Origin of the sequence: Microbacterium sp. LWH11-1.2, assembly GCF_038397745.1 — a bacterium.
Lineage (GTDB): Bacteria > Actinomycetota > Actinomycetes > Actinomycetales > Microbacteriaceae > Microbacterium.
In genome coordinates, this window is record NZ_CP151636.1 from 1,079,417 (window position 1) to 1,092,537 (window position 13,121).

Genomic DNA, 13,121 nt, shown 5'->3' on the forward strand with positions numbered 1-13,121 from the left:
CTGTGGATTCTGTGGATAACTCGGTGGATAGCAGACGCGAGTAAGGAACTACACGGCTGTCACTTGTGGAATCCCTGAGGAATCCGCGGGTTCACGGCATCCACCCTCTCTTCGCCGTCCCCGTAGTTATCCACAGGTTTGACGTCTGAGCTCACATTCGTCCCGATGGTTTCCCGGATCATCCACAAGTTATCCACATGTGCATAGAGGCATTTATCGGATGCTGCGCAGGCGTGTCGGGACAACGAAAAGGGGGACACGGCACCGGGATCGGTGTCGTGTCCCCCTTCCGGAGGCGGCGTGAGGTCAGCGCCGGCCGAGCTGCGTCGTGATCTCAGTGACCTGGTTGTAGATCGAACGTCGCTCCTTCATGAGCTCGCTGATCTTCTTGTAGGCGTACATCACCGTGGTGTGGTCCCTGTTGCCGAAGAGCTGTCCGATCTTGGGCAGCGAGAGGCTGGTCCGCTCACGGCACAGGTACATCGCGATCTGACGGGCGGTGGCGATCTGCTGCGAGCGACTGGAGCCGTAGAGGTCGTCGACCGTGAGCTTGAAGTACTGCGCGGTGGCCGTGATGATGTCGGTCGGCGAGATGATGTTGTCCTCGGCCGTGTCGATGATGTCGCGGAGCACGGTCTGCGCGAGGGAGATGTCGAGCGACGAGCGGTTGAGGCTCGCGAAGGCGGAGACCCGGATGAGGGCGCCCTCGAGCTCGCGGATGTTCGACGAGACCACGGTCGCGATGTACTCGAGCACCTCGTCGGGGATGTGGAGAGCCTCGCTCTGCGCCTTCTTGCGGAGGATCGCGATGCGCGTCTCCAGGTCGGGAGCCTGCACGTCGGTGATCAGACCCCACTCGAAGCGGCTGCGCATCCGGTCTTCGAAGCCGGTCAGGTGCTTCGGGGCGACATCGCTCGTGATCACGACCTGCTTGTTGTGGTCGTGCAGCGTGTTGAAGGTGTGGAAGAACGCCTCCTGCGTCTCGGCTCGACCCTGCAGGAACTGGATGTCGTCGATGAGGAGGATGTCGACGTCGCGGTAGCGCGCCTGGAACGCGGCTCCGCGGTTGTTTGCGATCGAGTTGATGAAGTCGTTCGTGAACTCCTCGCTCGAGACGTAGCGCACCTTGACGCCGGCGTAGAGCGATTGGGCGTAGTCGCCGATGGCGTGAAGGAGGTGCGTCTTGCCGAGTCCCGAGTCCCCGTAGATGAAGAGGGGGTTGTAGGCCTTGGCCGGCGCCTCGGCGACCGCGACCGCCGCCGCGTGTGCGAAGCGGTTGGACTGGCCGATGACGAAGTTGTCGAAGGTGTACTTCGGGTTGAGCCGGGATTCGTGGCGCAGCTGTGTGGGCTGCTCCATGGGTGACTCGACGCGCACGGGCTCGTGTCGGCCGAAGTCGGCGACGGCGATCGGTGCGGTCGGCTGCTCGGCGAGTTCGTGGTTCACGACGACGCGGTAGGAGGTGACCTCCTCGCCGATGTGGGAGAGGGCCTCCATGATCGGCAGCCGCAGACGCTTGTTGATCTGCGCGGCGGTGAGATCGTTGGGCACCTCGAGGTAGAGCGTCGCGGCCATCACACCGGCCGGGACCGCCAGGCTCAGGAAGCCCTGCAACTGCGGCGTGACCCGGTCGTCGTCCACCAGGAGCTCCTGCACCGTGGTCCAGATCGGAACGTCGGGCTGGGCTGGTGAGGACATGACGCTCCGGACGGGGATTCGATGAGGGCTCCGACGTGCCGTGCCCCTGTGGATAACTTCGGTTGCCACGGTAGTCATCGCGGCTGGGAACGGCAACCTGCCCCGGGAATTCCGCGCGCGTGTCATGCGCCCCGGGCGTGCCCCGGTTGTGGATAATGGCTGTGCGGTTCGTGACGGGTCCCCGCCGCTCCAGCGCGCAGATTTGCTCTGCGCGCCGGCAGGACGTACCCTTACTTGGTTGACTTATGCCATTTTTTTGGCAGTTCCCCATGTCTCCGGTCGCAGTGAACCCGGTGGCAGTATTCCCGGAGTGATTCCATGACTAAGCGCACTTTCCAGCCCAACAACCGTCGTCGCGCCAAGAAGCACGGCTTCCGCGCTCGCATGCGCACGCGCGCCGGCCGCGGCATCCTCGCTGCCCGCCGCGCGAAGGGCCGCACCGAGCTCTCCGCGTAGTCCGCTGTGCTCGCCCGCCCGTATCGGCTGACCCGCGGGAGCGACTATCGACTGGTCGTTCGCCGCGGATCGCGTTGTGGCGGGTCGAGCGTCATCACGTCGATGATGTCGACGGGTGAGAGCAGGGCCGCACGGTTCGGATTCATCATCAGCAAGCAGGTGGGCACCGCCGTGGTGCGCAACACGGTGCGTCGGCGTCTGAAAGCCGTCTGCGCGGATGCGCTCCCGCGCGTACCCGAGGGCACGGATGTCGTCATCCGTGCCCTTCCTGCATCCGCGACGGCGTCCTTCGCCGAGCTCAGCGCGGATGTGAACCGCTGTCTCGGCCGGCTGGCGCCGGTGTCGACGGCTGGCACCTCATGACCGCACTGCCGGCATCGTCGATCGGCTCGGCTCGGATGCAGTCCCGCGACCTCGTGCGCAGCATCCCTCTGATACCGCGGAATCTTGTGCTGGGATTCCTGACCGCGTATCGCAAGACCATCTCTCCTCTGTATGGAGATGTCTGTGCGTACTACCCCAGCTGTTCCGCTTACGCTGTAGGTGCGGTGCAGCAGCACGGCGCCGTGCGGGGAACGCTGTTCTCTGCGTGGCGCATCCTCCGCTGCAATCCCTGGACTCGCGGCGGCGTCGATGACGTCCGTCCGCACGAACACTTCCGCTACGACCTGACTGCTCACGGTTTCGTCGTCCCTTCCCGAAAGGACTGAACGGTGGGTCTTGACCTTCTGCTCGCCAGCACCACACCCAGCCCCGACGCTGCGGGAGGTGGTTTCGACCTGATCGGCACCATCCTCTGGCCGCTGAAGTGGCTGGTCGAGATGATCCTCGTCGCGTGGCACTGGCTCCTCACCGCGGTGGGTCTGCCCGCGGCATCCGGTCTCACCTGGGTCCTGTCGATCGTCGGTCTCGTCATCGTCGTCCGTGCCGCTCTGATCCCGCTGTTCGTCAAGCAGATCAAGAGCCAGCGAAAGATGATGGAAATCGCTCCTGAGCTGCGGAAAGTCCAGGAGAAGTACCGCGGCAAGAAGGATCAGCTCTCTCGCGAGGCCATGAGCCGCGAGACCATGGCGCTGTACAAGAAGCACGGCACGACGCCGATGTCGAGCTGCCTTCCGCTCCTCGTGCAGATGCCCATCTTCTTCTCGCTCTTCAGCGTGCTGAGCGACGTCAGCAAGCACGCGAAGGCCGGGATCGGCGGCGTCGGGTTCCTCAGCCCGGAACTGACGAAGGAGTTCTACGACGCCAAGCTGTTCGGCGTCGCCTCGCTGCATGAGACTCTCGGCAATGCCGTGGATGCGCAGAACACCACGGCGATCATCATCCTGGTCACGCTGGTCGTGCTCATGATCGGATCGCAGTTCTTCACCCAGCTGCAGATCATCTCGAAGAACCTGTCGCCCGAGGCCAAGACCGGCCAGGCGTACCAGATGCAGAAGATCATGCTCTACGTGCTGCCGCTCGGCTTCATCTTCTCGGGCATCTTCTTCCCGCTCGGCGTCGTCGTCTACTGGTTCATCTCGAACCTGTGGACGATGGGCCAGCAGTTCCTCGTCATCCGCGAGATGCCGACTCCCGGTTCCGAAGCCGCCAAGGCGCGCGAGGAGCGCCTCGCGAAGAAGGGCAAGGCGATCGATTCGTCCGGCAAGGTCGTCCCGATGGCTGCGTACGAGGCGGAGCAGAAGCGCCTGCTGGACGAGGCGGAGAAGGCCAAGGCAGAGGCACCGAAGCGTCAGCAGCCGGTGGGTAAGAAGCGCGCGAAGAAGAAGGGGAGCGGTTCATGAGTGAGGTCGTGACCGAGACCACCGAACCGACGGTGGCACAGCTGGAGAACGAGGGTGACGTCGCCGCGGACTACCTCGAGGAGCTGCTCGACATCGCCGACATCGATGGGGATCTGAACCTCGATGTCCGTCAGGGTCGCGCCTACGTGTCGGTCGAGGCAGAGGGCGATGGACTCGCTCTGCTCTCGGCGCCCGACACCGTGCAGGCGCTTCAGGAGCTCACGCGTCTCGCGGTGCAGAACCGCACGGGTTCGTTCTCGCGTCTGATCCTCGACATCGGCGGATCGCGCGACACGCGTCGCCGACAGCTCGAGACGCTGGTGGATGCTGCGGCCGCGAAGCTCGACGAGGGCTCGTCTCAGGCATCCCTGCCGTCGATGTCCAGCTACGAGCGCAAGCTGGTTCACGACATCGCTGCCGACCGGGGCCTCGTCTCCGAGTCGTATGGCGAGGGCGCCGACCGGCACACGGTGCTGCGTCGCCGTTGATGTTTCACGTGAAACATCGAATGGCGAGGGTCTGATCCCATGTCCGTGAGTGCGAATGGTGCCGAGCTCGAGGTCGAGCCCGAGATCGCTGCGGAGCTCTTCGGGGATCGGATCGACGTGGCTCGATCGTTTACGGCAGCCTTGGCGCGAGAAGGCGAGGAGCGCGGTCTCATCGGTCCGCTCGAGCTCCCGCGCCTGTGGACCCGACACATCCTCAACAGCGTGATCGCTGCGCCGCTCTTCCATGGATCCGTCGCGGACATCGGTTCCGGTGCGGGACTGCCGGGCCTGGTACTGGCGATCGCCCGATCGGACGTGCAGTGGACGCTCATCGAGCCCATGGAGCGACGGGTCACCTGGCTCAACGAGCAGGTCACTGCTCTCGGGTTGGACAATGTCGATGTCGTGCGAGCCCGGGCGGAGGACGTGCGTCCTGCCGATGGCTTCGATGTCGTGACGGCGCGAGCAGTAAGTGCACTCCGCACGCTCATCCCCCTGACGGCGCCCCTCGTGCGCGACGGGGGAGAGCTCACGCTTCTCAAGGGCATGAACGCAGCGAACGAGATCGCCGCGGCACAGAAGCAGATCAAGAAGTTCCGCCTCTCCGACGTGCGCGTCGAGGTGCTGGGCGAGGGTGTGCTGCCGGAGATCACTCGAGTCGTGCGGGCCGTCGTCCGCTGAGTCGGGTTCGGATGTTTCACGTGAAACATCCACTGTTCGAAGCTCATATGTGGGGCGCTTGCTGGGCGGTGTTCCCCGTGGGCGGGTGCGGGATCGCTCCCTTCGTTCGCAAAGCGGGCACCCTCCCCGCAAGCGGGGACACCTCCCGATGCTCACGCCGGGAGCGATCCCGCATCCGCGGACGAGCTTCCATGCAGTCCATGAGCGCGAGGTCGGTCTCAACGGGTAGGACTGGTGGTCGCCCCGGGCAGTGAGGTCTTATAGGGGGCATGCATGTGGAGCGAGTGGTGCCTATCCTGACCGTGGCGGATGTCGCGAGCGCAGTCGAGGTTCATCGGCAGGTGTTGAGGATGTCGGTGGTCATGGATCACGGATGGATCGTGACGCTCGCAGATGATGCCGGTCGACAGCTGAGCGTCATGACCCATGATGCGTCCGCTGCGGTGAACCCGGATGTCTCGGTCTTCGTGGATGACGTGGGGGAGGCGTTGCGCCGGGCCGTCGCCGCCGGCGCGGAGATCGTGTATCCGATGACGGACGAACCCTGGGGCGTCACGCGCTTCTTCTACCGCGATGCCGGTGGGAGCGTCATCAACGTCGGCATGCACACGGTGCCCTCTGCTCTGCAATAGGGTGCCAGCCGTCGCCTATTCCCGCGCCTACATGCTCCGTGATGGAGGCGAGCGCGAGGAGGCCTTCCTCGGGGGGCGATGTTTCACGTGAAACATGAGGTCGAGACCGAGGTCGGTGGCCGCCTACGAGATCGACGATGTCGACGGGCTGGGAGATCTGGGCTGCGAGGGACCTTCACCGCACCGGGTAAGGGTGCATCCCTGACTGGTTGCCGGCTCACCGACATGCGTCGATGGCTCCGGTGCCTGCCCTGAGGGGAGGACCTGGGGGGACGTTGCGCCTGGCAGGGACTCATGCCCACCGTTTCACGTGAAACGTCTGTCCTCCTGACCGAGATCCGTCTTCCTGACCGAGTCTGATTTCCAGCGCGGTGGACGGGGTGGGCCGCCCTGTGGACGCGAGTACCGCGGATCAGCCCGGCGCCGCGCACTCGATCGATGTTCGAAGGAGGGTGGATCTCCGAATCCGGGGCTTCGTAATGGGGATCCTGTCCGGCGAGCATCTTGAGAACTCCCGCCCGCAGACATGCAAGACCCGCACGGGTCACGCCGCGACTGCGCGACTCGCTGATGTGAGTGCCTGGAAGAGTCTCGCGTGAGGACTGCGGGGAAAGCTAGCCGCGAGCATCCGTTTCACGTGAAACATCTCGCTTGATCGTCTCGCCTGACCCTCGAGTGACTCCTGCGGCGGGGTGGTCGGGTGCTCCGAGCGTCATGAGGCGCGTCACGGGAGGATGAACAGCGTTCTCAAGACGCGGGCGCTCCCGAAATACGACCATCGAGAGCGGTCTCCGTTCGCCGGAGACGGTCACACCGCACGGCCCTTCGGGTGCAGCCTCCCCAGAATCGTGATGGTGGAGGTGGGCGGGCACGGCGCATGGTCCTCCCCGGACGTCGTGGGGGAGAGGTCCGTGGGGTGAATGAACAGAATCGATCCCTACGGAACAGGCAGCTCGGCGCCGTCCTGGGCGAGCACCCGGTCCACGTGAGGTTGGCATCGGTGGCCGGTTGTGACCGCAGTTGCGTGAGCGCCTGACCTCGCAGGGGGGTGAAGTCCCTGGCGCGCGTACCAGAGAGAATGCGGCAGGGGAGGGTGCCTGCGCTGCGAAGAGAGAACTCCGTCGCGCCTCCCAGGGCGTTGTCAGCGCGACGCTGGGGCTTCGCGACGATACATGTTTCACGTGAAACATGTATCGTCGGCCGCCTGCTGCGGTCGCGGCTCGAGACGTGGGTGGACTGATTCCCGGAGCTGCATCCGCAGAGCCGTGGGTGGGGGAGACACCGGCGCCCTGAGTGGAAGAGTCAGCACTCCGGCACCCTGCAGAGACCGAAGGAGTGTGACCGAGGGTGTCAACCGAAGAGCCTCGGAGACCCCCGGTAAGTCCAAGGTCGCCTCCTGCGATTAGAGTGGTACGCGGCCCCGAAAGGAGTGGATGTTTCACGTGAAACAATCCGAGAAGGCATCACCGAACGAGTCGTTCGGGATGGATACACCGCTCGCGCGGGAGCTCGCCGACCTGTCTGCTCGGCGCCGCGCGCTCGAAGCCGCGAAGGTCGAGTTCACGGGGGAGACCCGCGTGCTGACGGTGTCGAATCAGAAGGGCGGCGTGGGGAAGACGACCACGGCCGTCAATGTCGCTTCGGCTCTCGCCGGACTCGGCGCAAAGGTTCTGGTCATCGACCTCGATCCACAGGGCAACGCATCCACGGCGCTCGGCGTCCCGCACAGCGCCGAGGTCCCGAGCGTCTATGACGTGCTCATCGAGGAGTTCCCGCTGGCGGACATCGTGCAGCAGAGCCCCGAGGATCCCAACCTCTTCTGTGCTCCGAGCACCATCCACCTCGCCGGCGCCGAGATCGAGCTCGTCGCTCAGGTCGCGAGGGAGCATCGGCTCCGCCGGGCCCTGGAGGACTACCTCGTCGACAGCCCGATGGACTTCGTCATCATCGACTGCCCGCCGTCACTCGGGCTGCTGACGATCAATGCCTTCACCGCGGCATCCGAGGTCTTCATCCCGATCCAGTGCGAGTACTACGCACTGGAGGGCCTGAGCCAGCTGCTCGGCAGCATCCAGATGATCCAGAAGCACCTGAACCCCTCGCTGCACCTCTCCACCATCCTGCTGACGATGTTCGACGGGCGCACCCGTCTGGCGCAGCAGGTGGCGGATGAGGTGCGGACCCACTTCCCGACGCAGGTGCTGGAGACCGTGATCCCGCGCTCGGTACGTGTGTCGGAGGCACCGAGTTTCGGCCAGACGGTGATCGCCTACGATGGGCAGTCCGCCGGCGCGATCGCGTATCGCGAGGCCGCTGTCGAGATCGCGTCGCGCACAGCGACGCAGAGCAAGGAGAAATGATGGCGAAGCGCACTGGACTGGGTCGGGGCATCGGCGCCCTGATTCCGACGGCGGATCAGGCGGAGCGTCCCGTCGACGTGTTCTTCCCGGGCGCGAATCTCCGTCCGAGCGAGGACCAGGTCAGCACGGTCGCTCGCGAGCAGGAGGAGCTGTCAGCCGTTCCCGGCATCCACCTCGTCCAGGTCGATCCGAACACCATCGTCCCGAACCCCCGTCAGCCGCGTACGCACTTCAATCCGGAGGACCTCGCGGAACTGGTGCACAGCGTCCGTGAGTTCGGCGTCCTGCAGCCGGTCGTCGTGCGGAAGAACTCCGACGGCGAGTACGAGCTCATCATGGGGGAGCGGCGCACCCGCGCAGCCCGGGAGGCCGGGCTCGACACGATCCCTGTGATCGTCCGCGAGACCGCAGACGAGGATCTCCTCCGGGACGCCCTCCTCGAGAACCTGCATCGCTCCGAGCTCAACCCGCTGGAAGAGGCTTCCGCGTACCAGCAGCTCCTCGAGGACTTCGGCATCACGCAGGAGGAGCTCGCGACCCGAATCGGGCGGTCGCGACCCCAGATCAGCAACACGATCCGGCTCCTCAAGCTCCCTGTCCCGGTGCAGCAGCGGGTCGCCGCCGGAGTGCTCACGGCAGGCCACGCTCGCGCGATCCTCAGCCTCGAGACTCCCGAGGCGATGCAGCGTCTGGCCGACAAGGTCGTGAACGAGGATCTCTCCGTGCGCGCCACGGAAGAGGTCGCGAAGTCGCAGCCGTCGACCGCGGGGAAGGCTCCGAAACCCACCCCGGGAGCGCGACGCGCCTACCTCGACGAGGTCGCCGGCAAGCTCGGCGACCGCCTGAACACCCGCGTGAAGATCGCTCTGGGTGCTCGTAAAGGCCAGGTCACGATCGATTTCGCGTCGATTCAGGATCTGAACCGGATTCTCGAGGAACTCGGCGAACAGGGATACGGGCGCGGCTGACCGCCCTCGGCGCCAGGGGGAGGCCTAGACTCGCGTCAGATGATGTCGAGGAGGGGCACAATGTCGCGCACACAACCCGGATCAGCCATACGAGGCCGCGTCATCGCGGTCAGCGTCGCCGCCGCTCTCGGCGGCTTCCTGTTCGGCTTCGACACCGCCGTGATCAACGGTGCGGTCGATGCTCTGGCCGGCAGTCAGTCCGGGTTCGACCTCGGCGTGGGCCTCAAGGGCTTCGCCGTGTCGTCGGCGCTGATCGGCTGCGCCGTCGGCGCCTGGTTCGCCGGGCCCCTAGCCAACCGGTTCGGCCGAATCCCGGTGATGGTCGTGGCCGCCGTCCTGTTCCTGCTCTCGTCGCTGGGCTCCGGGTTCGCGTTCGGGGTCATCGACCTCATCTTCTGGCGCGTCATCGGCGGACTCGGCGTCGGCGCGGCATCCGTTATCGCTCCCGCGTACATCGCCGAGGTCTCGCCGGCGCACATCCGCGGACGTCTCGGCTCGCTCCAGCAGCTGGCGATCGTCACAGGTATCTTCATCGCCCTCCTCTCCGATGCGATGCTCGCGAACGTCGCAGGAGGAGCCGCAGAGCCGCTCTGGGGACTGGACGCGTGGCGCTGGATGTTCATCGCCGGTGCGGTTCCGTCGATCGTCTACGGCGTCGTGTCGATGAGACTCCCCGAATCTCCGCGCTATCTCGTCGCGAAGGGAGAGCTCGAGAAGGCCTCCGAAGTTCTGACCACGGTCACCGGTGCGGTCGACGTGAAGGCGAAGATCGCCGAGATCACCGGCACGCTCAACACCGAGCGCTCGGAATCGCTGCGTGATCTGCGGGGCAACCGCCTGGGTCTGAAGCCGATCGTGTGGGTCGGCATCCTGCTGTCGGTCTTCCAGCAGTTCGTGGGCATCAACGTGATCTTCTATTACTCGACGACGCTGTGGCAGTCCGTCGGGTTCGGGGAGTCGGAAGCGCTCCTGATCACGGTGATCACGTCGGTGACGAACATCGTCGTGACGATCGTGGCGATCCTCCTCGTGGATCGGGTCGGCCGACGGATCATGCTCCTCGTGGGATCCGTGGGCATGACGCTCACGCTGGGACTGATGGCGCTGGCGTTCTCCTTCGGAACACTGGATGCCGCGGGCGCGGTGACGCTCCCCGACCCCTGGGCGACGGTCGCCCTGATCTGCGCGAACGGCTTCGTGGTGTTCTTCGGTGCCACGTGGGGGCCGCTGGTGTGGGTGCTGCTGGGGGAGATGTTCCCGAACTCGATCCGCGCCGGGGCCCTCGCCGTCGCCGCGGCAGCGCAGTGGGTCGCCAACTTCTTCATCTCGACGACGTTCCCGGCCTTCTCGGCGATCGGGCTGCCCTTCGCCTACGGGTTCTACGCGTTCTTCGCCCTGCTGTCGTTCTTCTTCGTGTACTTCAAGGTCGCGGAGACCAAGGGGAAGGAGCTCGAGGACATGCGCGAAGACACGAAGGTCGAGCGCCGGCGTCGCCCCAGTCGGACGTAGGCTGGAAGCATGTCAGAGTCCGTCCAGCGCCGCGCCAGCCTCGAAGTGCTGCGTGCGGAAGCGGCGGACGAGCTCGCGGTCCTCATCCAGGAGCGTCTGCTCGGCGGCGAGGACCCGTGGGACTTCATGGAGGAGCTCCCGAGCGTCGACGAGCTCGTCGTCTACCTCCTGCGGGCCGACAACATCACCGCGAACGACGGCGTGCGGCCGAACGCGGCCCGGCACTACCGGGTGCTGCGCCAGATCGCCCTGGAGTACCCCGAGCTGACCCCCGCCGTCTGGGGACTCCTCGACGAGAAGCAGCGTCACCGCCGGTGGGACCCGACGGTCGCCGACGCGTCCTGACATGCCTCGGATGCTCGTCTCGTACGATCCGTCCTGGCCGGCTCGCTTCGAGGAGATCGCCGCAGAGCTGCGCGCGCACGGCGAACCGAGCTGGCTGATCGAGCACATCGGATCGACGGCGGTTCCCGGCATGCGAGCCAAGCCGATCATCGACCTCGCCGTGCGGATCGAGGGTGCCGAGGACTTCGTACGACACCGACCGGCCCTCGAGGAGATCGGCTGGCGCCGCGGCAGCAGCGTGCAGAGCCATCCGGTGATGGTGTTCGAGGAGGACGGCATCCGCACCCGCATCGCGCACTTCTTCCCCGCATCCGACTGGGACACCGTGAACCAGCGCATCCTGCGCGACTGGCTCCTGGCTCACCCCGCGGATGCCGACCGCTACACGCACGCGAAGTGCGACGCCGTGGCCGCTGCCGCCCACGGCACCTCCACCTACAACGCCGCCAAGGCCCCCGTCATCCAGGACCTCGTCGACCGTGCCCGTGCCGCCCGCGGCCTGCCCTCGGTCCCCGTCGCCGACAGGTAGCCGCGTCGCAGCATCCGCCTGCCCCGATCGTCTCCTCACCACAACCTCTGTGTGGTTCATCCCAGGCGGCTGCGCCCGTCCGCGCAGCGCAGGGCGCAGGGATGTTCCCCGAACGAGCATCGGGAGGGGCCCGCGCAGCGGGAGGGAACCCGCTCTGCGAGAGAGGGGAACATCCCGGAGCCCGGAACCACAGGAACCGACGTTTCGTCTCGCTTCGCTCGCTCAACGACCGAGAGCCGGGCACAGAAAAGGCCGCCACCTCCGGAGAGGTGACGGCCCTGCTGGGTCTCAGTGGATCAGCCGATGAATGCGGCGAGGTCCTTCTCGAGCGCGAACTTGGGCTTGGCGCCGATGATGGTCGTCTTGACCTCACCGCCGTCGAACACCTTCATCGCCGGGATGGACGTGATCTGGTACTTCATCGCGAGCTCGGGGTTCTCGTCGACGTTGAGCTTGAGGATGGTGATCTTGTCGGGGTTCTCGGACTGGATCTCGTCCAGCACCGGGGCCACCATGCGACAGGGACCGCACCACTCGGCCCAGAAGTCCACCAGCACGGGACCGTCGGCCTGCAGAACGTCCTGCTCCCAGGTCGCCTGGCTCGTAGCCTTTGCACTCATCAGAGTCTCTCCTTGATTCGAGGTTCGCCTGCTACAACAGCAGACGAGGTGAAACTGTTCCCGCGCGCCTAGGCGGTGAGGATCTCGGCGGCCTCCGCGGCCGGGAACTCGACCGAGGCGTCGTCAAAATCCGCGAGGAAGTGCTCCGCGTCGAGGGCCGCGACCGTTCCGGAGCCGGCAGCCGTGATGGCCTGGCGGTAGGTCGGGTCGATGACGTCACCCGCGGCGAACACCCCGGGCACCGACGTGACCGACGAGCGGCCGTCGACCCAGATGGTGCCCTCGGCGGTCAGCTTCAGCTTGTCGTGCACGAGGTGCGTGCGCGGGTCGTTGCCGATCGCGATGAACAGGCCGTCGAGCGGGAGATCGCTCAGCGTGCCGTCGACGGTGTTGCGCAGCTGCACACCGGTGACGGAGTCGCCGCCGAGGACTTCGGCGACCTCGCTGTTCCACACGAACTCGATCTTCTCGTTCGCGAACGCGCGCTCCTGCATGATCTTCGAGGCACGCAGGGTGTCCTTGCGGTGGATCACGTAGACCTTGTCGGCGAAGCGCGTGAGGAAGGTCGCCTCTTCCATGGCGGAGTCGCCGCCGCCGACGACCGCGATCGTCTTCTGACGGAAGAAGAAGCCGTCGCAGGTGGCGCACCAGGAGACGCCGTAGCCGGAGAGGCGCTCCTCGCCCGCGATGTTCAGCTTGCGGTACGCCGAACCGGTCGCGTAGATCAGGGTCTGCGTCTCGTGCACCGCGCCGCTGCCGAGCGTGACCGTCTTGACGGGGCCGTCGAGGGCGAGCTCGGTGACGTCGTCGTAGAGCACCTCGGTGCCGAACTTCTCGGCCTGCTCCTGGAACTTGGCCATGAGCTCAGGCCCCTGGATGCCCTCGGGGAAGCCCGGGTAGTTCTCGACCTCGGTGGTGTTCATCAGCTCGCCGCCGACCTCGACGGAGCTCGCGATGAGCAGCGGCTTGAGGTTCGCGCGTGCAGCGTAGATGGCGGCCGTGAATCCGGCGGGGCCGGAACCGATGATGATGACCTGACGCATGTGCTCTC

The 13,121-nt window shown here is 65.8% G+C and carries 15 protein-coding genes; 12 read left to right on the top strand and 3 right to left on the bottom strand.

Translation table 11 applies throughout. The features are described 5' to 3' along the window. Positions 1-306 precede the first annotated feature (306 nt). Complete coding sequence (dnaA, locus tag MRBLWH11_RS05055) at positions 307-1,698, bottom strand: chromosomal replication initiator protein DnaA (RefSeq protein ID WP_116633341.1); 1,392 nt, start codon at positions 1,696-1,698, stop codon at positions 307-309. A gap of 318 nt (positions 1,699-2,016) precedes the next feature. Here dnaA and rpmH point away from each other — a divergent pair, with 318 nt between their 5' ends. From rpmH to MRBLWH11_RS05115, 12 genes are all read left to right on the top strand, one after another. Then, complete coding sequence (gene rpmH / locus MRBLWH11_RS05060; protein WP_045278552.1) at positions 2,017-2,154, top strand: 50S ribosomal protein L34; 138 nt, start codon at positions 2,017-2,019, stop codon at positions 2,152-2,154. Positions 2,155-2,160: 6 nt separating this feature from the next. After that, a complete protein-coding gene (rnpA, locus tag MRBLWH11_RS05065; RefSeq protein ID WP_116633342.1) occupies positions 2,161-2,517 on the top strand; it encodes a ribonuclease P protein component in 357 nt (118 codons plus the stop codon). Continuing rightward, positions 2,514-2,864: a membrane protein insertion efficiency factor YidD gene (gene yidD / locus MRBLWH11_RS05070; RefSeq protein WP_116633343.1), complete on the top strand. Its 351-nt coding sequence runs from the start codon at positions 2,514-2,516 to the stop codon at positions 2,862-2,864. Before rnpA ends, yidD begins: the two co-directional genes overlap by 4 nt. A 3-nt stretch (positions 2,865-2,867) precedes the next feature. Next, positions 2,868-3,938: a membrane protein insertase YidC gene (yidC, locus tag MRBLWH11_RS05075; protein WP_116633344.1), complete on the top strand. Its 1,071-nt coding sequence runs from the start codon at positions 2,868-2,870 to the stop codon at positions 3,936-3,938. Then, positions 3,935-4,426 carry a R3H domain-containing nucleic acid-binding protein gene (locus tag MRBLWH11_RS05080; RefSeq protein WP_116633345.1) on the top strand — a complete coding sequence of 164 codons (492 nt, stop codon included), beginning with the start codon at positions 3,935-3,937 and terminating at the stop codon, positions 4,424-4,426. Before yidC ends, MRBLWH11_RS05080 begins: the two co-directional genes overlap by 4 nt. A gap of 39 nt (positions 4,427-4,465) precedes the next feature. Then, entirely contained in the window at positions 4,466-5,107 is a 642-nt protein-coding gene (gene rsmG / locus MRBLWH11_RS05085) for a 16S rRNA (guanine(527)-N(7))-methyltransferase RsmG (protein ID WP_341946972.1), read from the top strand. A 269-nt stretch (positions 5,108-5,376) separates the two neighbouring features. Continuing rightward, on the top strand, positions 5,377-5,739 hold the full coding sequence (locus tag MRBLWH11_RS05090) for a VOC family protein (protein WP_341946973.1): 363 nt from the start codon (positions 5,377-5,379) through the stop codon (positions 5,737-5,739). Between the two features lie 1,484 nt (positions 5,740-7,223). Further along, entirely contained in the window at positions 7,224-8,099 is an 876-nt protein-coding gene (locus MRBLWH11_RS05095) for a ParA family protein (RefSeq protein WP_243408738.1), read from the top strand. Beyond that, positions 8,099-9,067, top strand: coding sequence for a ParB/RepB/Spo0J family partition protein (locus MRBLWH11_RS05100; protein WP_341946975.1), 969 nt, complete (start codon positions 8,099-8,101; stop codon positions 9,065-9,067). Before MRBLWH11_RS05095 ends, MRBLWH11_RS05100 begins: the two co-directional genes overlap by 1 nt. A gap of 60 nt (positions 9,068-9,127) precedes the next feature. Then, positions 9,128-10,576, top strand: coding sequence for a sugar porter family MFS transporter (locus tag MRBLWH11_RS05105; protein WP_341946976.1), 1,449 nt, complete (start codon positions 9,128-9,130; stop codon positions 10,574-10,576). Between the two features lie 9 nt (positions 10,577-10,585). Beyond that, positions 10,586-10,921, top strand: coding sequence for a tryptophan synthase subunit alpha (locus tag MRBLWH11_RS05110; RefSeq protein ID WP_116633351.1), 336 nt, complete (start codon positions 10,586-10,588; stop codon positions 10,919-10,921). Position 10,922: 1 nt separating this feature from the next. Further along, positions 10,923-11,450 (top strand): GrpB family protein, encoded by a 528-nt coding sequence (locus MRBLWH11_RS05115; protein WP_341946977.1) that lies wholly within the window; start codon positions 10,923-10,925, stop codon positions 11,448-11,450. 296 nt (positions 11,451-11,746) lie between these two features. Here the strand turns inward: MRBLWH11_RS05115 and trxA are convergent, their stop codons facing one another. Continuing rightward, positions 11,747-12,070: a thioredoxin gene (gene trxA, locus MRBLWH11_RS05120; protein WP_116633353.1), complete on the bottom strand. Its 324-nt coding sequence runs from the start codon at positions 12,068-12,070 to the stop codon at positions 11,747-11,749. Positions 12,071-12,138: 68 nt separating this feature from the next. Beyond that, the gene (gene trxB / locus MRBLWH11_RS05125; RefSeq protein ID WP_116633354.1) at positions 12,139-13,113 is read right to left on the bottom strand and encodes a thioredoxin-disulfide reductase; all 975 of its coding nucleotides are present in this window, start codon (positions 13,111-13,113) and stop codon (positions 12,139-12,141) included. Positions 13,114-13,121 lie beyond the last annotated feature (8 nt).